This window comes from Burkholderia sp. BCC0405, from assembly GCF_902833075.1.
Lineage (GTDB): Bacteria > Pseudomonadota > Gammaproteobacteria > Burkholderiales > Burkholderiaceae > Burkholderia.
Genome location: NZ_CADFEO010000001.1, coordinates 228,818 through 252,690 on the forward strand (window position 1 = coordinate 228,818; position 23,873 = coordinate 252,690).

The 23,873-nt window shown below is 66.8% G+C and carries 21 protein-coding genes and 2 pseudogenes; 6 read left to right on the forward strand and 17 right to left on the reverse strand.

Annotation, left to right across the window (positions count from 1 at the left end; translation table 11 throughout):
• Nucleotides 1–13 precede the first annotated feature (13 nt).
• Both HWX36_RS01065 and HWX36_RS01070 read right to left on the reverse strand, forming a co-directional pair.
• A complete protein-coding gene (locus tag HWX36_RS01065; protein WP_175950444.1) occupies nucleotides 14–979 on the reverse strand; it encodes a zinc-binding alcohol dehydrogenase family protein in 966 nt (321 codons plus the stop codon).
• 46 nt (nucleotides 980–1,025) lie between these two features.
• The gene (locus HWX36_RS01070) at nucleotides 1,026–1,277 is read right to left on the reverse strand and encodes a hypothetical protein (RefSeq protein ID WP_175950445.1); all 252 of its coding nucleotides are present in this window, start codon (nucleotides 1,275–1,277) and stop codon (nucleotides 1,026–1,028) included.
• 95 nt (nucleotides 1,278–1,372) lie between these two features.
• Between HWX36_RS01070 and HWX36_RS01075 the strand changes: the two genes are divergently transcribed.
• Entirely contained in the window at nucleotides 1,373–2,170 is a 798-nt protein-coding gene (locus HWX36_RS01075) for a helix-turn-helix transcriptional regulator (RefSeq protein WP_175950446.1), read from the forward strand.
• Between the two features lie 114 nt (nucleotides 2,171–2,284).
• Here the strand turns inward: HWX36_RS01075 and HWX36_RS01080 are convergent, their stop codons facing one another.
• From HWX36_RS01080 to HWX36_RS01125, 10 genes and pseudogenes are all read right to left on the reverse strand, one after another.
• The gene (locus HWX36_RS01080) at nucleotides 2,285–2,785 is read right to left on the reverse strand and encodes a hypothetical protein (RefSeq protein WP_244136276.1); all 501 of its coding nucleotides are present in this window, start codon (nucleotides 2,783–2,785) and stop codon (nucleotides 2,285–2,287) included.
• Nucleotides 2,782–3,971 (reverse strand): annotated as a pseudogene (locus HWX36_RS01085) (DUF6402 family protein). The gene HWX36_RS01080 and the pseudogene HWX36_RS01085 overlap by 4 nt, the downstream one beginning before the upstream one ends.
• A 204-nt stretch (nucleotides 3,972–4,175) precedes the next feature.
• Nucleotides 4,176–4,392, reverse strand: a pseudogene (locus HWX36_RS01090) (excisionase family DNA-binding protein); the annotation flags it as partial.
• Entirely contained in the window at nucleotides 4,389–5,195 is an 807-nt protein-coding gene (gene hpaI / locus HWX36_RS01095) for a 4-hydroxy-2-oxoheptanedioate aldolase (RefSeq protein ID WP_175950447.1), read from the reverse strand. The gene hpaI and the pseudogene HWX36_RS01090, both read right to left, overlap by 4 nt.
• 12 nt (nucleotides 5,196–5,207) lie before the next feature.
• Nucleotides 5,208–6,011 (reverse strand): 2-oxo-hept-4-ene-1,7-dioate hydratase, encoded by an 804-nt coding sequence (gene hpaH / locus HWX36_RS01100; RefSeq protein ID WP_175950448.1) that lies wholly within the window; start codon nucleotides 6,009–6,011, stop codon nucleotides 5,208–5,210.
• Nucleotides 6,012–6,031: 20 nt separating this feature from the next.
• Nucleotides 6,032–6,424 (reverse strand): 5-carboxymethyl-2-hydroxymuconate Delta-isomerase, encoded by a 393-nt coding sequence (locus HWX36_RS01105; RefSeq protein WP_175950449.1) that lies wholly within the window; start codon nucleotides 6,422–6,424, stop codon nucleotides 6,032–6,034.
• Between the two features lie 33 nt (nucleotides 6,425–6,457).
• Nucleotides 6,458–7,306, reverse strand: coding sequence for a 3,4-dihydroxyphenylacetate 2,3-dioxygenase (hpaD, locus tag HWX36_RS01110; RefSeq protein WP_175950450.1), 849 nt, complete (start codon nucleotides 7,304–7,306; stop codon nucleotides 6,458–6,460).
• A gap of 161 nt (nucleotides 7,307–7,467) precedes the next feature.
• A complete protein-coding gene (gene hpaE, locus HWX36_RS01115; protein ID WP_175950451.1) occupies nucleotides 7,468–8,931 on the reverse strand; it encodes a 5-carboxymethyl-2-hydroxymuconate semialdehyde dehydrogenase in 1,464 nt (487 codons plus the stop codon).
• A 22-nt stretch (nucleotides 8,932–8,953) separates the two neighbouring features.
• On the reverse strand, nucleotides 8,954–9,718 hold the full coding sequence (locus HWX36_RS01120) for a fumarylacetoacetate hydrolase family protein (RefSeq protein WP_175950452.1): 765 nt from the start codon (nucleotides 9,716–9,718) through the stop codon (nucleotides 8,954–8,956).
• Nucleotides 9,715–10,404 carry a fumarylacetoacetate hydrolase family protein gene (locus tag HWX36_RS01125; RefSeq protein WP_175950453.1) on the reverse strand — a complete coding sequence of 230 codons (690 nt, stop codon included), beginning with the start codon at nucleotides 10,402–10,404 and terminating at the stop codon, nucleotides 9,715–9,717. Before HWX36_RS01125 ends, HWX36_RS01120 begins: the two co-directional genes overlap by 4 nt.
• Nucleotides 10,405–10,556: 152 nt before the next feature.
• On the opposite strand from HWX36_RS01125, the gene hpaR reads away from it, so the two are divergent.
• The gene (hpaR, locus tag HWX36_RS01130) at nucleotides 10,557–10,997 is read left to right on the forward strand and encodes a homoprotocatechuate degradation operon regulator HpaR (RefSeq protein ID WP_175950454.1); all 441 of its coding nucleotides are present in this window, start codon (nucleotides 10,557–10,559) and stop codon (nucleotides 10,995–10,997) included.
• 55 nt (nucleotides 10,998–11,052) lie between these two features.
• On the opposite strand, the gene HWX36_RS01135 is transcribed toward hpaR, so the two are convergent.
• The gene (locus HWX36_RS01135) at nucleotides 11,053–12,264 is read right to left on the reverse strand and encodes an SDR family oxidoreductase (RefSeq protein WP_175950455.1); all 1,212 of its coding nucleotides are present in this window, start codon (nucleotides 12,262–12,264) and stop codon (nucleotides 11,053–11,055) included.
• Between the two features lie 650 nt (nucleotides 12,265–12,914).
• Here HWX36_RS01135 and HWX36_RS01140 point away from each other — a divergent pair.
• The 4 genes from HWX36_RS01140 to HWX36_RS01155 all read left to right on the forward strand — a co-directional run bounded on the left by HWX36_RS01140 (nucleotide 12,915) and on the right by HWX36_RS01155 (nucleotide 17,598).
• Entirely contained in the window at nucleotides 12,915–13,259 is a 345-nt protein-coding gene (locus HWX36_RS01140) for a DUF3564 family protein (RefSeq protein WP_175950456.1), read from the forward strand.
• 421 nt (nucleotides 13,260–13,680) lie between these two features.
• Nucleotides 13,681–15,579, forward strand: a complete 1,899-nt coding sequence (locus tag HWX36_RS01145) for a penicillin-binding protein 2 (protein ID WP_175950457.1) — start codon at nucleotides 13,681–13,683, stop codon at nucleotides 15,577–15,579.
• Between the two features lie 257 nt (nucleotides 15,580–15,836).
• A complete protein-coding gene (locus tag HWX36_RS01150) occupies nucleotides 15,837–16,814 on the forward strand; it encodes an arabinose ABC transporter substrate-binding protein (RefSeq protein ID WP_244136309.1) in 978 nt (325 codons plus the stop codon).
• Nucleotides 16,815–16,833: 19 nt separating this feature from the next.
• Entirely contained in the window at nucleotides 16,834–17,598 is a 765-nt protein-coding gene (locus HWX36_RS01155) for an SDR family oxidoreductase (RefSeq protein ID WP_175950459.1), read from the forward strand.
• Nucleotides 17,599–17,676: 78 nt separating this feature from the next.
• Here HWX36_RS01155 and HWX36_RS01160 read toward each other — a convergent pair whose 3' ends face one another.
• The 4 genes from HWX36_RS01160 to HWX36_RS01175 all read right to left on the reverse strand — a co-directional run bounded on the left by HWX36_RS01160 (nucleotide 17,677) and on the right by HWX36_RS01175 (nucleotide 23,539).
• Nucleotides 17,677–19,395 (reverse strand): cation:proton antiporter, encoded by a 1,719-nt coding sequence (locus HWX36_RS01160; protein WP_175950460.1) that lies wholly within the window; start codon nucleotides 19,393–19,395, stop codon nucleotides 17,677–17,679.
• Between the two features lie 216 nt (nucleotides 19,396–19,611).
• The gene (locus tag HWX36_RS01165) at nucleotides 19,612–21,027 is read right to left on the reverse strand and encodes a cytochrome c (RefSeq protein WP_175950461.1); all 1,416 of its coding nucleotides are present in this window, start codon (nucleotides 21,025–21,027) and stop codon (nucleotides 19,612–19,614) included.
• Nucleotides 21,024–22,802 carry a GMC family oxidoreductase gene (locus tag HWX36_RS01170; protein WP_175950462.1) on the reverse strand — a complete coding sequence of 593 codons (1,779 nt, stop codon included), beginning with the start codon at nucleotides 22,800–22,802 and terminating at the stop codon, nucleotides 21,024–21,026. Before HWX36_RS01170 ends, HWX36_RS01165 begins: the two co-directional genes overlap by 4 nt.
• Nucleotides 22,802–23,539, reverse strand: a complete 738-nt coding sequence (locus HWX36_RS01175) for a gluconate 2-dehydrogenase subunit 3 family protein (RefSeq protein ID WP_175950463.1) — start codon at nucleotides 23,537–23,539, stop codon at nucleotides 22,802–22,804. The genes HWX36_RS01170 and HWX36_RS01175 overlap by 1 nt, the downstream gene beginning before the upstream one ends.
• Nucleotides 23,540–23,873 lie beyond the last annotated feature (334 nt).

A 23,873-nucleotide genomic window follows, 5' to 3' on the forward strand; every position in this document is an offset into this window, starting at 1 on the left:
CGCCGCCGCTTCATCATCCGCCCTCGCGCGTCGTGAACACCGTTCGCACCAAGCTGCTCGTGTCGTCCCAATGCGTGCCGACGTCCGCCAGCGGCACGGCCCGCGTCTCGATTGCCAAGGCCGCCGGCCCGGCCGCGTCGAATACGCCACGCACCGAGGCCAGCAGGCGCGGCAGCGGCACACTGCCGAGGCCGCTGCCCATCAGCTCGATGGCCGTCGCCCGCAGCACCGCTCCCGGCAACAGCACGTCCGCGCCGCCGATCGAGCCGATCTGCACGAAGCGCAGCCGACGCCCATCGGGCGTCGCCTTCGCCGCGGCAACCAGCAATGCCTGCGCGCTGCTCCCCCACAGATAGTCGAGCACGACATCCACGCCCGCGCGGAAATGCGGCTCGAGCGCCCGCGCCAGATGTGCATCGTCCTGTTGCAGCGACACGACGGCATCCGCACCCGCGCCGAGCAAGGCCTGCAGCGCGGCCGCGTTGCGGCCGGTCGCGATCACCTTCGCGGCGCCGAGATACTTCGCGATTCGCACCGCCAGCCGCCCCGACGTACCGGTCGCACCGTTGACGAGCACCGTCTCGCCCGCGACGAGCCGCGCACGCTCGGTCAACGCAGCCCACGACGACATGCCGGGAATCGCGATCGCCGCGGCCGTCACGTCGTCGAGCGCGTCGGGCAACGGCACGCATCGCGTATCGGGTACGACCGTGCGCTCGGCCATCGCGCCGAACGGTGCGGGCGGGCCGAAGAAATAGACGCGTTGCCCGTCGTCGCGACGGCCCACGCCGTCGACCCCGACGACGAATGGATAGCGCCCGTCCGACGAGTAATGCGTACCGGACGCACGCCCCTGCGCGATCCGGCTCAGCGCGGACGCCGTCACGTCGATCAGGCGGTGACCCGGCATCTCACGCGGTGCGTCGAATGCCATCTGGACGGGACGCCTGCCGGCGCCCGTCACGACTGCTGCTTTCATGATTGCTCCTTGAATCAGGGGTCTCGGTCGACGGCTCCGATGCGCGTCATCGCGCATCGAGCCACGCGCGCAGCGCGGGATCGCGCACCTCCAGCACGTCGAACAGGCCAAGTGCGCGCAACGCGGGCAACGCGTCGATCGTGTCGGCTTCCGCGCGCGCCCGGTCGGCCGGCGCGGCGTTCGTGTCGGTCAGCACCCGCGCGTTGACCAGGAACGCGCCGACGGTGCCCTTGCGGATCGTCGTTCCGTCGGCCTCGATCCGGTCGGCATGGTCGGGAAGCATCTGTTCGGCTCGCATCGTGTCGTACTCCGGTTGTCATCGATGGATGCAGTGTAGGCGTGCCAATTCGGCCGATCTCCGGTATAACGGCCATTCGATACCGATATCCGGCCATGTCCGATCCACTCCTGCCCGCCCGATTCGTCACGTCCGACGACGGCCCGTTCGTCGTCGCTGCGGTCCTGTCGCAACGCGACCCGCGCGTGACGCCACCCCATTCGCATGCGCGCGGCCAACTCGTCGGCGCGCTGAGCGGACTGCTGACGATCGGGCTCGACGACCAGGACTGGGTCGTGCCAGCGATCCACGCGATCTGGATTCCGCCGCATTGCCGGCATTCGCTGCGCTCGTTCGGGCCGATTTCCGGCTGGTCGGCGTTCGTTGCCGAAGCGCGCTGCGCGGCGCTGCCGGATACGCCACGTGCGATCCGCACGACGCCGCTGCTGCGCGAGGCCGTGCAGCGCGCGGCCAGTTGGGGGGATGCGGCGCTGGATGCCGCGCGGACGCGGATCGCCGATGTGATCCTCGATGAAATCGCGTCATCGGAAGTCGAGGCGCTGGGGCTGGTGCGGCCGCAGGACCCGCGGCTGATGAGGATCACCGATGCGCTTGCCGCGGATCTCGCGGACAACCGGCGGCTGGAGGAATGGGCCGAATGGGCCGGCATCGGCGCCCGGACCATGAGCCGCCGCTTCGTCGCTCAGACGGGGCTGACGTTCGCGCAGTGGCGTCAGCAGGCCAGGTTGCTGCGGGCGCTGGAGAGAATCGCCGACGGCGTGCCGGTCACGACGATCGCGCTCGATCTCGGGTACGACAATGTGAGCGCGTTCATCGACATGTTCCGGCGTGCGTTGGGGACGACGCCGGGGAGGTATATGGAGAATGGACGGGAGCCGCGAAGCGCGTCTTAGCACGTCATTCGCGTGATCCAGCGTGCCCGGAAACATCCCCGCAGCACGGGCCGGCCCAGGAAATCACAAAGCAGCTTCACGGTGCGTGGGAGGTGATCCTCGGATCACCGACAGCTACGGCAGCATGGCCTTCAATCGATCGAGCCGTGTCGGTGGTAGCTCGATTTCTCCATCGCTATCAACGGCAGTATCGAATATCAAGGATTCCCTGGTCCATACCAAGCGAACAGCATCCGGGTACTCGTAAGTCCGCTCGGCAAGCAATCGCATGTCAGATGTCCGGTAGAGTCGCAGAAGAACTCGATCCCCTGCCAGATAGGCGTATTGCGCCGTGTAGCGCCCGCCATCGTTCTTCGAGAGCTCGGTATCAAACCGCGTCGCATATGCGCGTACACGAGCATCCTTGTAGTAAGAAGTGGCGTAGCCCAGCAAAGTGATCATTACCAAACCGGAACCTAGGACTTTCATTCCCGATTTCATTCGCGCGGCGCGCCCCTCTTTGTGCGAGAGGCCATATAAGACAGCCATCAGAAGGCATGCAGCGATACCGAAAATCATGATTTCCGCGAGCACAACTATTCCAGCCCCCTGCATGCCAGTTGCCAGTCCGTTCATTCGAAATACACCGTTATGGGTTTAGCCAGCATGATTGGCCTATAGTCGGAGAATATGATGAAGTCGCCGCCTCGATGGTGCCTGGCTTGCCACTCTCGGAACGAGCGATTCCGGACCGGGTAGTAAACCTTCCCCGGCTCATGGAGATTTGCGATCGTACTGCCAGCCACCACGGGAAAATCAAACCACGGCTGATCTGCAAGATTCGCTGCCGTGTAGCTCGGCACGATAACTACGCCGTTTTTGCTCCAGTGGCCCAGATATTGGGACCGCGAATCTGTAGCACCCTCAAATGAATAACCATCCCTTACGTACACGACAATGTGTGTCACCGTCGCTTTCTCATTTTCGGCGTCGAAAGTGGCACGTGCTACCGCCGCATAGAAGTTGAATGCCCCCAACGCGCCGGTCAGGTCGTCGGGGACACCGGCGTCGGGAAGCCGCCGCACGGCCTGTAAAGCCTTCTGTTCAAATGAGCTTTCTACTGCTGCACGCTGAAACTGGAAGTCCTTGTGTAGCTTGCGGATATCGTTGCCGCTCTCCGTCCAAGGTGATACGTCCACGCGATTACGATATCGGCCAAGAATATCCTTAAGGACCTCATATGCTCTCGAATTATATATATCGATATTTATGAGATTATCGTATTGCCTCTTTGCTCTCGCATGCTTGAGGACCCAGTCCAGCTTTATGGTGACTCGTCAATCATTGACTCAGGGTAGAGCTCGCCATTCTGATTGATTTCGCTCCTCTGATCGTCCAATGTAGTCGAATAATTAAGCTCGCCTGCAAACCATCGCTCCATCAGCTTCGCCGAAACCGGCATGTGCTCTTTGCGCATAGCATCAGGAATTTTCTGAATATCGAAAGCCGGAACTTCTTTTTCCTTCTCAGCTGGCTTCGGCTTCTTGGGTTGATCAGGCGTGTCCAGCCATCTCTTGAAACGCGAAAATGCGCCGGCGATTCTTTCAATGTCGTCCGCCATCTTGTCGAGCGCGTCCCGCTGGTCGGCCCGCACGACGGGCGTAGCTGGCTTTACTGGGGACGCCTTCACTGGGGGAGCCATTGCCATTGATAAACCGACATCGCACACCGGGATGCCCGCGTCGTCCCCCTCACATAGCTTCCATTTCCAAACTAGCTTGTTGATCTTTAAATACGGAATCCTATCGTTGCAGCGCGCCATGCTCTCACTCGGATTGTAGAATCATCGACCTTACAATGCCGAACAAAGCCCAACAATACCGCGCACTCGTCACTTATCGACAGCATCTCATCGAACGACTCACGACAAACTTGTAGAAGCACTTGTCGCGCTTGCCCGTCGCGTCCCAACGCGTCGAACGAAATCTTTGCCGACCATTGTAAACAACTGCAAACGGCGAACTCGTCATTCGTAACCCATCCGCAACGCCTGAGCCTGCCTGCTCAACTCATTCATTGCGTCGGCACTCGCTTGATCGCGCTGCCTTGTAATGCGTCGGATCGGAACAACGCACACGCCGATGCTTACCCGTCCGGTGATACGGCAGCGCATTCGATTCAAGCAGCTTGATCAAGTGCGGGCGAGAAAAATTGAGCAAATCTGCCGCTACCTGATTGCTCAATACGTCCCGTCCCCCTTCTTCGCGGCCTCGCCCCCCTTCCCCTTGAACTGCGCAGCCAACCGCTCCGCACTTCTCGCCAGCAGCGTCGTGTCCACACCGACCGCAACGAACAACGCCCCCGCCTCCAGATAGCGCCGCGCGGCCGCCTCATCCGCGCTCAGAATGCCCGGCGCCTTGCCGGCCGCCTTGATCGTCCGGATCGCGCCGTCGATTGCCGCCTGCACATCCGGATGCCCCGGATTGCCGAGGTGCCCGAGGTCAGCGGCCAGATCAGCCGGCCCGATGAACACGCCGTCGACACCCTCGACCCGCGCAATCGCCTCGATCGCATCGAGCCCCGCCCGCGTCTCGACCTGCACGAGCACGGCCATCTCGTCGTTCGCGCGATGCAGGTAGTCACCGACGCGATTCCAGCGCGACGCACGCGCCAGCGCACTGCCCACGCCGCGAATCCCGTGCGGCGGATAACGCGTTGCAGCCACCGCCGCGCGCGCTTCATTCGCGCTTTGCACCATCGGCACGAGCAACGTCTGCACGCCAAGGTCGAGCACCTGCTTGACGATCACCGGATCGTTCCACGGCACGCGCACGACCGGATGCGACGGATACGGCGCGATCGCCTGCAGTTGCGCGAGGATCGTCGGCACCGTGTTCGGCGCATGCTCTCCGTCGATCAGCAGCCAGTCGAAACCGGCACCCGCGACCACCTCGGCGCTGTACGGATTCGCGAGCCCGAGCCACAGCCCGACCTGCGCGTCTGCGCGCGCAAGCGCGGCCTTGAACACATTCGAAGGAATCTGCATCGTCCGCTCACCTTATTCGAAGTAGCACTGGATCGTCCCGAGCGGACCGTAGTCGACGCTGAACGTGTCGCCCGGACGCGCCGCGCACGGCCGCGTGAACGAGCCGCCGAGCACGATCTGCCCTGGCTCCAGCGCAACGTCGAAGCGCGCCAGCCGGTTCGCGAGCCACGCGACGCCATTCGCCGGATGGTTCAGCACGCCGGCCGCGACGCCCGTTTCCTCGACCACGCCGTTGCGCGACATGATCGCCGCGACCCAGCGCAGGTCGACGTCCTGCGGCTTCACGGGCCGCCCGCCGATCACGACGCCTGCGTTCGCCGCGTTGTCGGCGATCGTGTCGAACACCTTGCGCGGCCGCTTCGTATCAGGATCGATCGACTGGCTGCGCGCATCGATGATCTCGAGCGCCGGCACCACGTAGTCGACCGCGTCGTACACGTCGAAGATCGTGCAGTGCGGGCCCGTGAGCCGCTTGCCGAGCACGAACGCGAGTTCGACCTCGACGCGCGGCACGATGAAGCGGCCGGTGGGTATCGTGCCGCCGTCGTCGAAGAACATGTCGTCGAGCAGCGCGCCGTAGTCGGGCTCGTCGATCTGCGACGTGTTCTGCATCGCCTTCGACGTGAGGCCGATCTTGTGGCCCTTCAGCGTGCGGCCTTCCGCGAGCTTCATGGCCACCCACGTGCGCTGGATCGCATACGCGTCGTCGATCGTGATGTCGGGATGGTCGAGCGAGATCTGGCGGATCTGCGTGCGCTCGCGCTCCGCGTCGTGCAGACGCCGGGCGAGCTGGTCGATGATGGCGGGTTCGAGCATGGTCGGATCGGGAATGGGGTTCAGCCGGCCCGCTTGTAGCGGGCGTGAATGTTGTTGTGCTTGTACGAGCCGCTTTCGCTGAACTCGGTCAGTTCCAGCGACAGCGCAAGGTAGCGTTTCGCGTACAGCTCCGCGAAATGCGTCTTGATTGCGCCGAACAGCGCGTCGCACGCGGCCTGTTTCTGCGCGTCGGTGCGGCCCGAGCCGATCTTGAGTGTGACGTGAACGAACGCATCGTCCTCCGTGCCGTCGGCCACGCAATAGTCCTGCAGTTCGATCGCGCGCGAGCGGATGCCGCCCGTCGGGAACACGCCGCCCTGCGCGATCAGCGTGGCGTTGATCGTGCGCAGCAGCGCGGGAATGCGCGCGTCGTCGCGAATGTTCGCGGTGTACTCGACGACGATATGGGGCATGGCCAGTCTCCTGTCGAATGCGTGGCGCGGTGCTCAGGACAACGGAAAGATCGCATTGATCTGCCCGGTTCCCGAACTCGCGAAATAGTCGGTGACGATCTCGACGGGCTTGTCGTAGCGATCCCAGCCGAGCAAGCCGAGCAGCATCGCCGTATCGTGCATCCCGCCTTCGCCGTGGCAATGCGTGTTGTACTCGGGCAGCATCGCGCAGAAGGTCTTGAAATCGCCCTGCTTCCACAGCTCGACCACGCGCAGGTCGACCTGCCGGAAGAATTCGCGGCTGATCTCGTGGATCGAGTCCTCGGGGCTGCCGTTGTCGTTGAAGCGGTGCGACAGCGAACCGCTCGCGAGAAACGCGACGTTCGCATCGCTCTTCTCGATCGCTTCGAGCAGCGCCTCGCCGAAGCGCCGGCTTTCGTCGAGCTGGTGCCACATGCACCAGCCGGCGATCGATACGACCTTGAAGTGCTGGTCGGCGTTCATGTAGCGCATCGGCACAAGCGTGCCGTATTCGAGTTCGAGGCTGTCGATCTCGTGCGCGCGCGTCGCGATCCCGCGCGCGGTGGCCGTCTCGGCGATCAGCCGGCCGAGCGCCGGGTTGCCCGGATACGCGTACTGCATGTCGCGGATGAAATGCGGCAGTTCGTTGCTCGTGTACGTGCCCGAGAACCGGGCATTGCAGTTCACGTGATAGCCGGCGTTGACGAGCCAGTGCACGTCCGACACGACGATCGTGTCGACGCCGAGCGCGCGGCAGCGCTCGCCGATCAGTCGATGGCCGCGGATCGCCGCCTCGCGGCAGCCGTGATGCCTGCCGGGCAACTCCGACAGGTACATCGACGGCACGTGCGTGATTTTCGCGGCGAGGGACAGTTTGCCCATCGTTCAAGTCTCCTGTCGGCCGGAGTTACCGCTTTAGCGGTTACTCCGGCCCCATGCTTCGCGGTCGGCTGGAGTTAGCGCTTTAGCGGTTACTCCAGCCCCATGCGTGGCCGGCGTGCCGGCCAGGGAATCATTTCGTGCGGCCAGACGACCCGCGCCCGTTACACGCCCCAGCGCGGAATGTGGTGCGAACCCATCGAGATGCACACGTTCTTGATCTCCGCGAACACCTCGAAACTGTACTCGCCGCCCTCGCGTCCGGTGCCCGATTCCTTCACGCCGCCGAACGGCTGACGCAGGTCGCGCACGTTCTGGCTGTTCACGAACACCATCCCGGCCTCGATGCCGCGCGCGAGGCGATGCACCTTGCCGACGTCCTGCGTCCAGATGTACGACGCCAGCCCGTACGACGTGTCGTTCGCGAGCCGCAGCCCTTCTTCCTCGTCCTCGAACGGAATCAGGCATGCGACCGGCCCGAAGATCTCCTCCTGCGCGACGCGCATCCGGTTGTCGACGTCGGCCAACACGGTCGGCCGCACGAAGTTGCCGTTGCGCAGATGGTCGGGCAGGCCCGCCGGCTTGTCCGCGCCGCCTGCGACCACGCGCGCGCCTTCCTGCTCGCCGATGCGGATATAGCCCGTCACTTTCTCCCAGTGCTGGCGCGTGATCATCGCGCCGAGGTTCGTGGCCGGATCGGACGGATCGCCGACCACCAGGTTGTTCGCGCGGCGCGCGAATTCCCGCACGAAACGGTCGTAGATCGTGCGCTGCACGAAGATCCGCGAGCCGGCCGTGCAGCGTTCGCCATTGATCGAGAAGATCGTGAACAGCGAGGCATCGAGCGCGCGGTCGAAATCGGCGTCGTCGAAGATCAGCACCGGCGACTTGCCGCCCAACTCCATCGAATACTTCTTGAGACCGGCACGCTCCATGATCCGCTTGCCGGTGACGGTGCCGCCGGTGAACGACACCGCGCGCACATCCGGATGGCGCACCAGCGCATCGCCGGCCGTCGCGCCATAGCCCTGCACGACGTTGAGCACGCCCGGCGGAATGCCGGCTTCGAGCGCGAGGCGGCCGAGCTGGTCGGCCGTCAGCGGCGACAGCTCCGACATCTTCAGCACGGCCGTGTTGCCGAGCGCGAGGCACGGCGCCGTCTTCCACGTCGCGGTCATGAACGGCACGTTCCACGGCGACACCAGCGCGCACACGCCGACCGGCTGGTACAGCGTGTAGTTCAGCATCTGGTCGTCGACCGGATAGGTGCGGCCGTTCATCTGCACGCACACTTCCGCAAAGAAGTTGAAGTTCTCGGATGCGCGCGGAATCAACTGCTTGCTCGTCTGCGCGATCGGCAGGCCGGTGTCCTGCGTCTCCAGCGCCGCGAGCATCGGCACGTTCTTCTCGATCAGCTCGCCGAGCTTGCGCATCAGCTTCGCGCGCTCCTTGGCGGGCGTGTTCGCCCATTTCGGGAACGCTGCCTTCGCGGCGCGCACGGCCGCGTCGACCTCGGCCTCGCCGCCCGATGCGACGTCGGTGATGACATCGCCCGTCGCGGGATTCAGCGTCGTGAACGTCTCGCGGCTTTCGACTTCGCGGCCGTCGATCCAGTGCTTGATGGTCATGCTCTCTCCTTGGGCGACGGGCTCAGCCGGCGCGATAGTAGTCTGCTTCGCCGACGATCGTGTTCACGAGCCGGCCAATCCCTTCGATCTCGGTCACGACCTCGTCGCCCGGCTTCGTGTCCGCCAGCCCCTCGGGCGTGCCGGTCAGGATCAGGTCGCCCGGCGCGAGCGTCATGAAGCCGCTGATGTGCTCGATCAACGCCGGTACGTCGAAGATCAGGTCGCGCGTGCTGCCGCGCTGCGTCTCCCGGCCGTTTACCGTCGTGCGCAGCGTCAGGTCGCCGGCATCGCCGATCTCGTCGCGGCTGACGAACCACGGCCCGAGCGGCGTACAGGTGTCGCGGTTCTTCACGCGCAGGTTCGGGCGGTAGTAGTTCTCGAGATAGTCGCGGATCGCGTAGTCGTTCGCGACCGTATAGCCGGCCACGTAGTCGAGCGCCCGCGCACGGCTCACGTTGCGCGCGGGCCGGCCGATCACGACGGCCAGCTCGCACTCGTAGTGCATGTAAGTGGCATCCGCCGGGCGCACGGTGCGCGACCGGTGGCCGATGAACGTGTTCGGCCCCTTCAGGAAGATCAGCGGCTCGCTCGGCGCCTTGAACGCGAGTTCCTTCGCGTGGTCGGCGTAGTTGAGGCCGAGCGCGAACGTCGTGCGCGGCGCGACGGGCGGCAGCCACGCAACCACGTCCTCGGCGACGACTCGCCCCGTATCGAGGCGGATCGCGCCGTCGCCGGCCGGTTCGGCCGCATGCAGTGCGCCGTTGTAGATCACGCGCGCCGTCTTCATCGTGTTTCCTCCGCAATCAGCGTGTGCCGCAACGTGCCGATGCCGGCGGCGGCGATCTCGATCGTGCTGCCCGCGCGGGCGCGCGGTGCGCCGCCCGCGACGCCGAGCAGCAGGACATCGCCCGCGTCGAACGACATGAAGGCCGTCACGTCGGCGATCAACTCGCGCACGGAGCGAATCAGCGTGGCCGTCGAGGCGGACACGACCACCTCGCCGTCGATCCGCACGGTCAGGGCGATCGCGTCGACCTCGCCCAGCGCGGCGGCCGGCACGATGGCCGGGCCCAGCGGGCAGAAACCATCGCGGCACTTGAAGCGCACGGCCGGACGGTAGTAATCGGGATGCGGCACCGACACGTCGCTCGCGAGCGTGAAGCCGTGAAGGTAGTCGAGCGCCTGCGCGGCCGGCACGCGCGTCGCGCGGCGGGCGAACACGACGGCCACCGACGCGCCGATCTCCAGCGCGTCGACGCCGGCCGGCACGACGACGGCCGCGCCGTCGCCCGCATGCGTGTTGGCGGGCTTGATGTACAGGATCGGCGCCTGCGGCGGGCGGCCGTATGGCGGCGCATTCACGGCATCGCCGAGCGCGTCGAGCGCCGCGCGCTCGTTGAGCAGCGCACCGTAGACGGTACCGATGGCGACCGGCAACGGCGGCGCCGCGGCGGTCGTGCAAGACAGCTCCATGCGTCATTCCCCTGCCGCGCGTCGCGGCGCATCGTCAATAGTTAATATCTTAAGTAAACAATCTCGCGCGGGCAACCTCGATTACCCTGATACGCGAAATTCACTCCCCGCGGCTGTTAAGATTGATGCGTCCCCGTCCACTGCCCAACCCGATGAACCGTACGCTCGACCATCGCAACCTGGCCATGCTCCTGCTCGAGGCTCGCGAAACGCTGATGGGTCTGTTCCGCCCCATTCTCAAGGAATTCGCGCTGACCGAACAGCAATGGCGGATCATCCGCGTGCTCGACGGCGAACCGTCGCAAGCGCTCGAAGCGGGACAGATCGCGCGGCGCTGCTGCATCCTGAGCCCGAGCCTCACGGGCGTGCTGGAACGGATGGAGCGCGACGGGCTGATCACGCGCACGCGCGCGCAGGAAGATCAGCGCCGGCTGCTGGTCAGCCTGACGCCGCAAAGCAGGAAACTGGTCACGGAAATCGGCCCGCGGATCGACGAGCAGTACCGGCAGCTCGAATCGCGGTTCGGCCAGGACGGCCTCGAAGACATCTATCGCGCGCTCGACCGGCTCATCGCGCTCGGCGGCGCCACGTGACGACGGCTCCCGCTCCCGCCAGGCGCGGGAACGGGAGCCGGTGCAGTGCGGGCAATCAGTGCACCGCGCCGCGCATCAGCTCGGTCACGGCCATGCCGCGCGACGTGCGCATGCATTCCTCGACGTAATCGATGAACGGCAACGGTTCGAAATCGATTTCGTCGCGCACGCGGCGGTTGTCGAACACGCGATCGACCGTCGCGAATTCGCCGCAGCGCTTCAGTGCGCGGCCGATCACGCGTTCGAGCGCCGGATCGGTCCGCCCGAGCACATCGCGCACCACGAGCGGCAACTCGGCTGGCGCGCACGCCGCGTAGCGCGGCGCGCCCGTCATCCCCGCCGCCTCGTCCATCGCACGCACGATCTGTGCGACCTGCGGCGCCTCGTCGCCGGCCGACACGTGATACAGGTCGTGCGCGAGCGTCGGCTTGACGGCCAGCAGCATCGTCGCACGCGCCACGTCGTCCACCGACACGATGTCGATGCGCGTCATCGGCCGCGCCGTGAAGCGGCGCGCGGCATGCGCCAGCCGGAACATCCAGAACGAGTTCGGCGCGGGCCGCGTGCCGAGCACCGTGTGGCCGACCACATGCGACGGCCGCACCACGACGAGCGGCAGCCCGAGCGCGCGCAGACGATGCTCGGTCTCCGCCTTCGCGTGCAGGTAGTCCGCCGCCAGCACGGCGCCCGGCAAGCCTTCCTCGTCGCCCGCGACGTCGTTCGTCACGTCGCCCGCGGCCGCTTCCTGCACGATCCCGCCGCGGCCCGCATGCGCGTAGGCCGTGCCGACATACACGAAGCGCTGCAGTCGCGGGGCTCGGGCGAAGCGTTCGGCGAAGCGCACCGCATCGGCGATGTCGGCCCGCAGGTGCGCGCCGTGAGCGGGCGACGCATGGCCCGCGCAATGAATCACGTGCGTCGCGGCGGCGAGGCGCGGCGCGTCGGCGCCCTGCCACACGTCGCCGAGCGCGCCGACGATCACGTTCGCATCGGTCAGGCGCGACGCCCAGTACGGCGCCAGCCCTGCGCGCAGCGCCGCTTCGCGCAGCCGCGCGACGGCGTGGCCGCGGTCCTGCGCCCGTACGACGCAGACGACGCGGTCGAGCAGCCCCGCGTTGACCAGCGCCGTCAGTACGGTACTGCCGATGAAGCCGGTTGCGCCGGTCAGCACCAGGCGCCCGACGTTCGCCGCCGCGACCGGTGCGCTGGCGGGCGACACGAGGCTCGTCCGCCAGTTGAGCGACAGCGCGGTTTTCCAGATCAGCACGATAGTCTCCTTCGAAGAGTCGGCCGGGCGTCGCGCCGCCCGCGGTTGCAGGCTGCGCACGGCTCGCCGGCCGGGCCGGGGCCTGACGCGCGCCCCGGCAGTCCCGATCGGGCGTGCGGCCCGCGATCGCGTCGATCGCGTCTCTGGCTCGAGGCGGCGGTAGCCGCCGAGGACGGGCGTCCGCGGCACGGGATCGGAAAGGTCCCAGTGTGGGGGCCGACCGCAGGCAAGTCTGTCCCGAAAGTTTCGTGAAAGTGTGCCGATTTGTATGGGATTGTCTGAGTCTGTCGTACTGGCCGCGCCGTCAAATCCCTGCGACATCCGGCCGGGACGCCTTCCGACGGTGCGGCGCCGCGCCGGATCGGCCCGGTTTGCGCAGCCGGGCACGCGCGACAGATCGACGCACCTCGCGGCCCGGTCATCCCATGTCGTGATGATCGGCCCGGCCCCCGTCGGCGCCGCGATCGCCGGTACGCGCGTGTTTGCGCGCGCCGCCGGAATAATCACGAATCGTCAGACGTCGTTCCATCTGAAACCGCAATGAACTCGATACCGATTTATTGCGGTTTATCACTTGCGTTTCACACCAGTCTATCTAGACTGATCAAGTCAAAACGGTCGAATGTGTCATTTTTTAGGAGACGATCACAATGCGCCTCACCATTCGGATTAATGGCAGCGAATCGGCAACCCGGCAATCCTTCGCGGTACTGTGGGTCGATACCGACGAGGGACTGTGGTCGCGCGAGGCACATCAGGGCCTGGATCTGCCGACCTGGGGCAAGGTCCGCGACGTCGAGGGCGCAATGGCGCTCTGCGCGGCCGACGGCGGGAATGCCTTGTGCCAGTTGAAGGGACTGTCGTTCGATGCGACGCAGCGCGAACAAGGTCCCGCGGTGCTCGCCGGCAATCACCCCGGCGCGTGGCGGCTGCAGGCCGTCGATCGCTGCACGAGCGAGCCGGAATACCGGGAATTCATTTCTGTCGCCCGATAGAAATAATCGATTTAATTCGTCTGCGGTTTTCGGGTTTATTCCGGCTTCAGTGATATTCATTTCGATATTCAGCATTAACGGCGCCCCGTTTCGGGGCGTTTTTCATTTTCCGGCTTAAAGAAATAACCGCGGGCCGGTCAATTGATCGCACACCGTGGATGGTCGGCATCGACCGTCCTGAACATTGCGCCTCCCGGATCGACACGCAGCGAATCGCCCCGCTCTTCATCGCCTGCCGCACCGATGAGGTTCCGCTTCCGCCCCGCCTTTCCTTCCTCCCTTGTTGCCCCGAGCCGGAGGGCCAAGGCCCGGTATTTCTCGGGGCCGGAACACAGTTTCCCCACACGGCGATTACCCGTTTATTACAATCGCATTATTCAGACTGACCAGCCGCCTTTCGGCGGCCCGACCCGGCCATTGCATGAGCGTGAAAAAGAAGACCCACCCCGCCGATCCGTACGCGGCCGCGACCAAGAATCCGATGCTTGCGTCGCGCCTGCCGATGTGGCGCTCGAAGCTGATCGTGATCGTCGTGTTCCTCGCGTTCGCCGCGCTGATCGGCCGCGCCTTCTGGGTGCAGGTCGCGAACAAGGCGTTCTACGTCGGCCAGGGCCAGAAACGCTACCAGCGCACGATCGAGCTCGATGCGACGCGTGGGCGCATCGTCGACCGCAACGGCGCGATGCTCGCCGTCAGCCTGTTGACCTATGAAATCTGGGCGAACCCGAAACAGGTCGCCGACACCGACTACCCGCAGATCTCGAAGCTGCTCGACATGCCGCTCGTCGAGGTCAAGCGGCGCCTCGGCAACGACAAGACGTTCGTGCTGCTCAAGCGGCAGGTCGACGCGGACACCGCGGGCAAGCTCGACAAGCTCGCGATCGACGGCATCACGCAGATCGCCGATTCGAAGCGCTTCTACCCGGAAGGCGAATCGGCCGCGCACGTGGTCGGCTTCACGAACGTCGAGGACAAGGGCCAGGAAGGCGTCGAACTCGCGGCAAATGCGCGCCTGGTGGGTACGTCCGGGCAGCGCGAGGTGATCCGCGACCGGCTCGGCCGCATCGTGTCGGACACGCGCCCGCTCGTCCCGGCGCAGCACGGCGCGACGATCGAACTGACGATCGACCGCCGCATCCAGCAGCTCGCGTTCAGCCAGCTCAAGGCGGCCGTGATCGACAACAACGCGGTAGCCGGCAGCGTCGTGGTGCTCGATGCGCAGAACGGCGAAATCCTCGCGCTGGCGAACTACCCGACCTTCGACCCGAACGACCGCGCGCGCCTCACCGGCCAGCAGTTGCGCAACCGCGCGGTGATCGACACCTTCGAACCGGGCTCGACGATCAAGCCGCTCGTCGTCGCACTGTCGATCGACGAGCGCAAGGTCACGCCGAACACGATCATCAACACGTCGCCGGGCAGCTACAAGATCGGCCCGGCCGTGATCCACGACACGTCGAACCATGGCTCGCTGACGGTCGCGCAGGCGCTGCAGAAGTCGAGCAACGTCGCGCTCGCGAAGCTCGCACTGAACCTGCCCGCCGAAACGATCTGGAACAAATACCAGGAATACGGGATCGGCCGCGCGCCGGAACTGACGTTCCCCGGCGTCGCGTCGGGCCGGCTGCGCGGCTACAAGCGCTGGCGGCCGATCGAGCAGGCGACGATGGCATACGGCTACGGCCTGTCGATGTCGCTGCTGCAGATCGCGCAAACCTACACGGCCTATGCGGGCGACGGCACGCTGCACCCGGTGTCGCTGCTGAAGAACGGCACCGACCAGCAGACGATCGACGCGCATCGCGGCCACCGCGTGACGTCGCCGCAGACGGCCGCAGCGATCCGATCGATGCTCGAGATGGCGGTCGGCGAAGGCGGCACGGGGCGCCGCGCGCGCGTCGACGGCTACCGGATCGGCGGCAAGACGGGCACCGCGCGCAAGCAGGTCGGCGCGACCTATGCGAAGGGCAAGTACCGCGCGCTGTTCGCGGGGATGGCGCCGATGAGCAACCCGCGCCTGATCGTCGCGGTGATGATCGACGAGCCGCGCGGCAAGGGCTATTACGGCGGCACGGTGGCCGGCCCGGTGTTCGCGTCGGTCACGAGCGGTTCGCTGCAGTTGCTCGGCGTGCCGCCTGATGCGCCGGTCGAGCCCGAGAAGGCGCCGCCGGCGAAGGCCCTTGCGCCGCAGAAGACGGTGGCCGCGCCGAAAGCGGCGGCGACGCAGGCAAAGACGGCGGCTGCGCCGAAAACCGCCGCGCCGCTGAATACCGCCGCGCCGTCGAGAGGGCCGGCGCAAGCCAACACGGCCACGGGGTGATCGACGCAGCCCGCGCGGCGCGCCGCCTCGCCCGCCCCGCCCCCGGCGCGCGCGTCACGCCCCGACGGCCTCGTCGCCTCCTCGTCCCTCCCGCCATCGGGCACCGTCCCACTTTCTAGGAACGCCGCGCATCATTTGAGCGTTCCCGCTGCCTCCTCCTACAATTTTTCCGTGCGTCGGGCAGCCCGGCCCGCATGCGCGACGACGACAAAGGAGAGAGACGCATGCGATTCCACTGGAAGACGCTCGCACTGGCCATGGCGAGCGCGGCGCTGGTCGGCGGGGTGCCCGCCCATGCAGCCGACCCCGCCGACGTGAAAATCGGCTTCCTCGTCAAACAGCCGGACGATCCGTGGTTCCAGGACGAATGGCGCTTCGCCGACCAGGCGGCGAAGGAAAAGCACTTCACGCTGATCAAGATCGCGACGCCGAGCGGTGAAAAGGTATCGACCGCGCTCGACAGCCTCGCCGCGCAAAAGGCACAGGGCGTGATCATCTGCGCGCCCGACGTGAAGCTCGGCCCCGGCATCGCGGCGAAGGCGAAGCGCGCGGGGATCAAGCTGATGTCGGTCGACGACCAGCTCGTCGACGGCCGCGGCGCGCCGCTCCAGGGCGCGCCGCTCCAGGGCGTGCCGCACATGGGCATCTCCGCGTACAAGATCGGCCAGCAGGTCGGCCAGGCGATCGCGGACGAGACGAAGCGGCGCGGCTGGAATCCGGCCGAGGTCGGCATCATCCGGATCGCGTACGACCAGTTGCCGACCGCGAAGGAACGCACGACCGGCGCGGTGGACGCGCTCAAGGCCGCCGGTTTCCCGGCCGCGAACGTGATCGACGCCCCCGAAATGACGGCCGACACCGAAGGCGCGTTCAATGCGGCGAACATCGCGCTCACCAAGCATGCGAATTTCAAGCGCTGGGTGGCGTTCGGCTCGAACGACGACACGACGGTCGGCGCGGTACGCGCCGCCGAGGGGCGCGGCATCGGCGCCGACGCGATGGTCGCGGTCGGCATCAACGGCAGCCAGGTCGCGCTCAACGAATTCGCGAAGCCGAAGCCGACGGGCTTCTACGGCTCGATCCTGCTGAATCCGCGCCAGCACGGCTACCAGACGAGCGTCAACATGTATGACTGGATCACGAAGAACCAGGCGCCGCCGCCGCTCGTGCTGACGTCCGGCACGCTGATCACGCGCGACAATGAAAAGCAGGCGCGCGCCGCGCTCGGTCTGTGAGCCCGCCCAAGGAGCCGACATGACACGCACCACGCTCGTAACAGGCGCCGCCGCCGGCATCGGCCAGGCGCTGTGCCGCACCTTCCTCGCGGCCGGCGACCGCGTGCTCGCGCTCGATCGCGACCGCGCGGCGCTCGACCGCTTCCTCGATACGCTCGGCGACGCGCACGCGGCACCGGTCGTCGACGATCTCACCGACGCCGAGCGGCTGCGTTCGCTGCTCGAAGCGCATCCGCCAGTCGACGTGCTCGTCGCGAACGCGGGCACGGCGGCGTCGACCACGCTGCGCGACACGACGCCCGCCACCTGGCGCACGGATCTCGACGCGAACCTGACGGCCACCTACATGAGCGTCGAAGCCGTGCTGCCCGGCATGCGCGCACGCGGGCGCGGCGCGATCGCGATCATCGGTTCGGTCAACGGCGTGCATGCCCTCGGGCATCCGGCGTACAGCGCGGCGAAGGCCGGGCTGATCAGCTACACGAAATCGCTCGCGATCGAGTTCGGCCGCGACGGCGTGCGCGCGAACATCGTGCTGCCGGGCACCGTGAAGACACCCGCTTGGGAAGCGCGCGTGGAGCGCAACCCGCAGGTGTTCGAGGCATTGAGGAAGTGGTATCCGCTCGACGATTTCGCGACGCCCGACGACGTCGCGCAGGCTGCGCTGTTCCTGTGCTCGCCGGCCGCGCGGATCATCACCGGTGTCGCGCTGCCCGTCGATGGCGGCCTGCTGGCCGGCAACCGCGTGATGGCGCAGGAACTGACGCTCGAGACGTTCTACTGATCGTGAAGCGGTGCGCGGGGCCGGCGGCCGCCCGCGGCGTCGCGCCCCAACCGGTGCGCGGCGCGACGCCGCGCGCCGTCAATGCGCAGCGGCCGTAGCCGGCTTCGTCATCCTGCCGAGCACGTGCTCGGTCATCCCGCGCGCGAGTTCGGTCTCGCCCATGAACACGGTGCCGACGCCCTCGTTCGACAGCAGTTCGGCCTCGTCGCCGCTGTTCGTGCACAGCACGACCTCGAGCGTGGGGTTCAGCGTGCGCGAGATCTCTACGATCTGCCGCACGTCGAACACGTCGGGCAGCGTGACGACCAGCATCCCGGCGCGCGCGATATGCGCCTGCACGAGCACGATCGGCTCGATCGCGTCGCCCGACACGGCGGCCACGCCTTCCGCGCGCAGCTTCTCGACGAGCTCGCGATTCTGCTCGACGACGACGTACGCGATGCCGCGCTCGTCCAGCGCATGCGCGATCCGCGTGCCAACCTTGCCGTAGCCGACGATCACGACCTGCCCGGTGAGGTGCGTCTGCGGCGTCGACATCGGCAGCGCGGCGAGCGGATCGTCGCGCGCCTCGAGCTTGCGCGCGAACGCCGAATGCTTGCGGATCCACGCGAGCGCCGGATCGATCATCGCGAACAGCAGCGTGTTCATCGCGATCGAGATCAGCGCGACCGCCAGAATCAGGCTCTGCCCCTCGGCCGACAGCAGCCCGAGCGCGCGGCCGAGCCCGGCAAGAATGAACGAGAACTCGCCGATCTGCGCGAGACCCGCGCCGACCGTCAGCGCGGTATTCAGCGGATAGCGGAACGCGATCACGAGCGCGACCGCCGCGAGCGTCTTGCCGATCACCACGATCGCCGCGACCTCGATCACGTGCAGCGGCTCCGCGAGCAGGATCTTCGGATCGAACAGCATCCCGACCGAGATGAAGAACAGCACCGAGAACGCGTCGCGCAGCGGCAGCGTCTCGTCGGCTGCGCGCCGGCTGAACTCCGACTCGCGCATCATCATGCCGGCGAAGAACGCGCCGAGCGCGAACGACACGTCGAACAGCTTCGCCGCACCGAACGCGATGCCCACCGCGGCCGCGATCATGCACAGCGTGAACAGCTCGCGCGAGCCCGTGCGCGCGACGAGCCACAGAATGCGCGGAAACACGCGCTTGCCGACCACCAGCATCAGCGCGATGAACGCCGCGACCTTCAGCATCGTGACGCCGAGCGTGCCCCACACGCTGCCGCCGGCCGCGTGCGCGTCGCCGGGCGGCGTGCCGCCGAGCAGCCCCGCGACGGGCGGCAGCAGCACCAGCACGAGCACCATCACGAGATCCTCGACGACGAGCCAGCCGACCGCGATGCGCCCGTTGACCGTCTCGACCAGCCCGCGCCCTTCGAGCGCACGCAGCAGCACGACGGTACTCGCGACCGACAGCGCGAGCCCGAACACGAGCGCCGCCCCGACGCTCCAGCCCCAGGTGAGCGCGAGCCCGCCGCCGAGCAGCGTGGCCACCGTAATCTGGACGATCGCGCCCGGCAGCGCGATCTTGCGCACCGCGAGCAGGTCGCCGAGCGAGAAATGCAGGCCAACGCCGAACATCAGCAGCATCACGCCGACTTCGGCGAGCTGCTGCGCGAGCGACAGGTCGCCGACAAAGCCGGGCGTGCCGGGGCCGATCACGATCCCGGCGAGCAGATAGCCGACGAGCGGCGGCATTTTCAGCAGCGACGCGAAATAACCGAAGACCATCGCGAGACCGAAACCGGCCGCGAGCAATGCAATCAGGCTGACGTCATGAGGCATCCCCCCTCCCGAGTTCTTGTAACTATTTAGTAAGGTTCAAGGATGGAAGGATAAGGGATGAGGCGGAAAAATGGCGTGCCCCCGCGAAAAATTCACGCGGCGGCGCGCTCCCGCGGGGTGCAACCCCGGCGAAACGAAAGGCGCCGCGCGGGTGCGGCGGCACCCTGAAACACCTCGGACAAACGGGACAGGCGGGGCGGGCGCCCCGCCGCCCCGTCAGCGCGACGCTTGCGGAAACCGCGCGCCCGGCGGCGGTTCGGGCCGGGGCGACGGCACGCTCTTGCGCACCTTCGCGACCTGAGCAGCCGTCACCGGCGCCCCCGTATTGCCCCAGCTCGTGCGCACGAAGTTGGACACGTCCGCGACTTCCTGGTCCGACAGACGCCAGCCGAACGGCGGCATCGTGAACGTCGACGGCGCGGTGCGCGTGCCCTGGAGGGCGCTGCCTTCCAGCACGACGTGGATCAGCGAGGTCGGATCGTCGCCCTGCACGACCGGGTTGCCGGCGAGCGCCGGGAACACGCGCGTGTAGCCGTGGCCGTCGCTGCGGTGGCAGGCCGTGCAGTTGTCGCGATAGACGGCGGCACCCGGCTTGCTCGCATCGCCGGTCTGCAGCGCCTTCGCGGCGGCCGCGTCGTACACGTGGGGCTGCTCGCCCTGCACGCGCGGCGGCAGCGTCTTCAGGTAGCGCGCGATCGCGTTCAGGTCGTCGTCGGTCATGTGCTGCATGCTGTGGCCGACCACGTCCGTCATCCCGCCGAACGCGGCCGTGCGCAGCGTGCGGCCCGTCTTCAGGAACTGCACGATCTCGGCTTCCGTCCACGTGCCGAGGCCCGTGCGCGCCTCGCCGCGCAGGCTCGTCGGCACCCAGCCGTCGATCGCCGCGCCGCCGGCCAGGAAGTCCGGGCCGTCCGCGTCGGTCAGCCCGCGCTCCTGCAGGGTCGGCGCGCGCGGCGTATGGCACGCGCCGCAGTGGCCGAGACCCTGCACGAGATACGCCCCGCGCGCGACCACCGGATCGCTGTACGGCGCCGCGTCGAACGGCTTCGGCGTCGGCGCGAACATCTTGCGCCAGATCCCGAGCGGCCAGCGCATCGACAGCGGCCACACGATGTCGACCGCGCGGTTCTCGTGCTCGACCGGCGCGACGCCGTGCATGAAGTACGCGTACAGCGCCTTCATGTCGTCGTCGCTCAGGCGCGCGTAGGACGGGAACGGCATGGCCGGATACATCGTGTCGCCGTCCTTGCGCACGCCTTCGCGCACCGCGCGCGTGAAATCCTCGACCGTCCAGCCGCCCAGGCCCGTTTTCGGGTCCGGCGTGATGTTCGTCGAGTAGATCCCGCCGATCGGCGTGTCGAATTTCAGCCCGCCCGCGAACGGCTTGCCGCCGCTCGCGGTGTGGCACGCGATACAGTCGCCCGCCCGCGCGAGGTATTCGCCGCGCTGGATCAGGGCCGCGTCGGCGGATCGGGCCGCGGGTGCGGCCGCCGCGCCGGAAGCCGCCGCGGGCGCCGCGGCCGGTTGCGCGAACGCCGTCGAGCCGGCGAAGCCGAACGCGGCCCAGGCCGCACCGGCCGCCAGCGCGCGCGACATCCGGCGCGCAACGTTGTGGTTCATCGTCCTCTTCATGCAGTCACCAGCGGGGCGGGATTTTTCAGGTATTGCTCGCGGATCGCACGTGCCGACCAGTAGGCCAGCGCCGCGACGATCCCGGTCGGGTTGTAGCCGATGCCCTGCGGCAGCGCCGATGCGCCCATCACGAACACGTTGTGCACGTCCCAGCACTGCAGGTAGCGGTTCAGCACGCTCGTCTTCGGGTCGGTGCCCATGATCGCGCCGCCGACGAGGTGAGTCGTCTGGTACGCACGCGAATCGAAGTGCTTGCCGAACTCGCGCGTCGACACGCCGATCGCCTTCGGCCCCATCGCCTCCGCGATCTTCTTCATCTGCCCGGTCACGTACTGCGCCATCCTGATGTCGTTGTCCTTCCAGTCGAAGGTCATCCGCAACAGCGGCTGGCCGTACGAATCGCGATAGGTCGGATCGAGGTCGAGATACACGTCGCGGTACGACATGTTGGTGCCGTGCGCGTCCATCGAGATCGTGTGCGCGTAGTTGTCCTTGACCGCCTTCTTCCACGCCGAGCCCCACTGCGGCGTACCGGGCGGCGTCGCGATGCCGCTGATCGGCTTCACGCCGGCCTGGTTCACCCACAGCGGCGAGCCGCCGACGAAGCCGAGCGGGCCGTGGTCGAAATTGTCCGCGTTGAAATCGTCCACCGCGACGCCGTTGCCGCCCGCGCCGATGAACGGATTCGTGTAGGTGTCCTTGTCGAAGAACGCCTTGATCGTCGACAGGTTCTGGTACGCGAAATTGCGGCCCACGACGCCTTCGCCCGAGATCGGGTCGTACGGCTTGCCGATACCCGACAGCAGCAGCAGGTGCACGTTGTGGTACTGGAACGCGGCCACGATCACGAGATCGGCCGGCTGGTGCACTTCACGTCCGGCCGGGTCGACGTAGGTCACGCCCGTCGCGCGCTTCTTCGTATCGTCGAGGTCGACGCGCAGCACGTGGCACTTCGAGCGCAGCTCGAAGTTCGGCGCCTGCTTCAGCGCGGGCAGGATGTTCAGGTTCGGCGACGCCTTCGAGTACATGTAGCACGCGTAGCCGCTGCAGTAGCCGCAGAAGTTGCACGGGCCCATCTGCACGCCGTACGGGTTCGTGTACGGGCCCGACGTGTTCGCCGACGGCAGCCGGTACGGATGCAGGCCGAGCGATTTGGCCGCGTCGAAGAAGCGCTGTGCCGAATAGGTGTTGAGCTGTGCGGGCAGCGGGAAGTGGTCGCTGCGATTCGCGTCGAACACGTTGCCGTCACCGACCACCTTGCCGCCGACCTTGTACGCCTGCCCCGACGTGCCGAACACCTTCTCGGCGAAGTCGAAATGCGGCTCGAGCTCGTCGTAGGTCACGCCCGTGTCCTGGATCGTCATCCCTTCGGGGATGAACTTCTTGCCGTAGCGCTCTTCATAGTGGCTGCGTAGGCGCAGCTCTTCCGGCGTGATCCGGAAATGCACGCCCGACCAGTGCAGCCCCGCGCCGCCCACGCCCTCGCCCGGCAGGAACGCGGCGAGCTGCCGGTACGGCAGCGCGGTGTCCTGCAGGCCGTGGCGGATCGACACGGTCGTCTTCGACAGGTCGAGGAACAGCTTCTTGCGGATGTTGTAGGTCAGCTCGTCGATCGTGTTCGGATACGCGCCGTCCGGGTAGGTGTCGCGATACTCGCCGCGCTCGAGCGCGACGACGTTCAGGCCCGCTTCGGTCAGTTCCTTCGCGAGAATCGCGCCGGTCCAGCCGAAGCCGACGATCACCGCATCGACATGCGGTTTTTTCTCTGCGGCCATCAGCTGCGCTCCCCGTTGATCGAGACGGGGCCGTACGGATACGGCTTGCCGTTCTGATTGACGAAATCCATGAAGTCCGCGCGCGCGCCGGGAAAGCCGATCATCTTCCATGCAGCCATGTCGCGATTGCCGCCATGCACCGGATCGCAGAAGTAGCCTTCGCGCGTGTTCTGCAGCAACTGGCCGAAGAACACGCCCGGCGGCACGTCGTCGATCTGCGCGCCGCCCTTCTCCAGCGCGCCGAGCACGGTGTCGCGCGTCGGCGCGTCGAGATCCGCGAACGCCTTGCCGTGGGTCTTCTCGCAATAGCGGTTGACCGCCGCGATGCCGAGCCGGTAGATGTCGCGCGGCACCAGCTTCAGCTGATAGCCGAGCTCGGGCACGCCTTGCTGGAACGGCCCCTGCATGTACCAGGTGGCGCCGTGCGCATACGGCGTCTCCATCTGGCGGTCGATGAATTCGGGCACGCCCGATTCGAGCGCGCCGGGGCCTTCGGCGTCGGCCGGAATCAGCCGGTCGACGGCGGCCTGGACGAACGCCCATTCCTTTGCGTCGAAAAAGGTCGGCTTGTACGGGGCACGCTCGGCGTTGGCCGATGCACCGGGCGCGTTGCCGGTCGTCGCCGAAGGCGACGACGAGCGCAGGTCGCAGCCGGCGACCGACGCGATCGGAACGAGCGCGACCGACGTGCGCAGGAAACGGCGGCGCGAGTTGGGTTTGTCTGGTGGCGTGGACATGGTCGGATGTTGATCGTTGGGGATCGGGGCTCGGACGCGCGCACTCCGCATGCGTCGTGTCCGGCTTGGCAGCCATGCCGCACGCGGCTGGCCGTCCTGTTCTTTCGTTTGTTGCGAACAACCACGATGCAGGCGCCATCCGCGCAATGCGCGGCAGCGCGTTCATGCAGCCGTGCATCGCGCCAAGTCAGGCTGCGCCGCACGGATCGGCTTCTTGATGAGCCCTATCGTCTGACAAATACCGGCATCTGCCCGCATCTGCCCCTCATCGCTCATGACCCTCATTCAACTTAGACGTCGCGTTTGCCGACAGCAAGCGCGACGTGCGCGGCCC

Bases quoted from the DNA above. Each gene is read 5' to 3' on its own strand.
- HWX36_RS01065 (WP_175950444.1), bottom strand. From the start codon at position 979: ATGAAAGCAGCAGTCGTGACGGGCGCCGGCAGGCGTCCCGTCCAGATG.
- HWX36_RS01070 (WP_175950445.1), bottom strand. From the start codon at position 1,277: ATGCGAGCCGAACAGATGCTTCCCGACCATGCCGACCGGATCGAGGCC.
- HWX36_RS01160 (WP_175950460.1), bottom strand. From the start codon at position 19,395: ATGCCTCATGACGTCAGCCTGATTGCATTGCTCGCGGCCGGTTTCGGT.
- HWX36_RS01125 (WP_175950453.1), bottom strand. From the start codon at position 10,404: ATGGAGCTGTCTTGCACGACCGCCGCGGCGCCGCCGTTGCCGGTCGCC.
- HWX36_RS01170 (WP_175950462.1), bottom strand. From the start codon at position 22,802: ATGGCCGCAGAGAAAAAACCGCATGTCGATGCGGTGATCGTCGGCTTC.
- HWX36_RS01140 (WP_175950456.1), top strand. From the start codon at position 12,915: ATGCGCCTCACCATTCGGATTAATGGCAGCGAATCGGCAACCCGGCAA.
- HWX36_RS01150 (WP_244136309.1), top strand. From the start codon at position 15,837: ATGGCGAGCGCGGCGCTGGTCGGCGGGGTGCCCGCCCATGCAGCCGAC.
- hpaD (WP_175950450.1), bottom strand. From the start codon at position 7,306: ATGGGCAAACTGTCCCTCGCCGCGAAAATCACGCACGTGCCGTCGATG.
- HWX36_RS01105 (WP_175950449.1), bottom strand. From the start codon at position 6,424: ATGCCCCATATCGTCGTCGAGTACACCGCGAACATTCGCGACGACGCG.
- HWX36_RS01165 (WP_175950461.1), bottom strand. From the start codon at position 21,027: ATGAAGAGGACGATGAACCACAACGTTGCGCGCCGGATGTCGCGCGCG.
- HWX36_RS01145 (WP_175950457.1), top strand. From the start codon at position 13,681: ATGAGCGTGAAAAAGAAGACCCACCCCGCCGATCCGTACGCGGCCGCG.
- HWX36_RS01080 (WP_244136276.1), bottom strand. From the start codon at position 2,785: ATGAACGGACTGGCAACTGGCATGCAGGGGGCTGGAATAGTTGTGCTC.
- hpaI (WP_175950447.1), bottom strand. From the start codon at position 5,195: ATGCAGATTCCTTCGAATGTGTTCAAGGCCGCGCTTGCGCGCGCAGAC.
- HWX36_RS01120 (WP_175950452.1), bottom strand. From the start codon at position 9,718: ATGAAGACGGCGCGCGTGATCTACAACGGCGCACTGCATGCGGCCGAA.
- HWX36_RS01155 (WP_175950459.1), top strand. From the start codon at position 16,834: ATGACACGCACCACGCTCGTAACAGGCGCCGCCGCCGGCATCGGCCAG.
- hpaE (WP_175950451.1), bottom strand. From the start codon at position 8,931: ATGACCATCAAGCACTGGATCGACGGCCGCGAAGTCGAAAGCCGCGAG.
- hpaR (WP_175950454.1), top strand. From the start codon at position 10,557: ATGAACCGTACGCTCGACCATCGCAACCTGGCCATGCTCCTGCTCGAG.
- HWX36_RS01175 (WP_175950463.1), bottom strand. From the start codon at position 23,539: ATGTCCACGCCACCAGACAAACCCAACTCGCGCCGCCGTTTCCTGCGC.
- HWX36_RS01075 (WP_175950446.1), top strand. From the start codon at position 1,373: ATGTCCGATCCACTCCTGCCCGCCCGATTCGTCACGTCCGACGACGGC.
- hpaH (WP_175950448.1), bottom strand. From the start codon at position 6,011: ATGCTCGAACCCGCCATCATCGACCAGCTCGCCCGGCGTCTGCACGAC.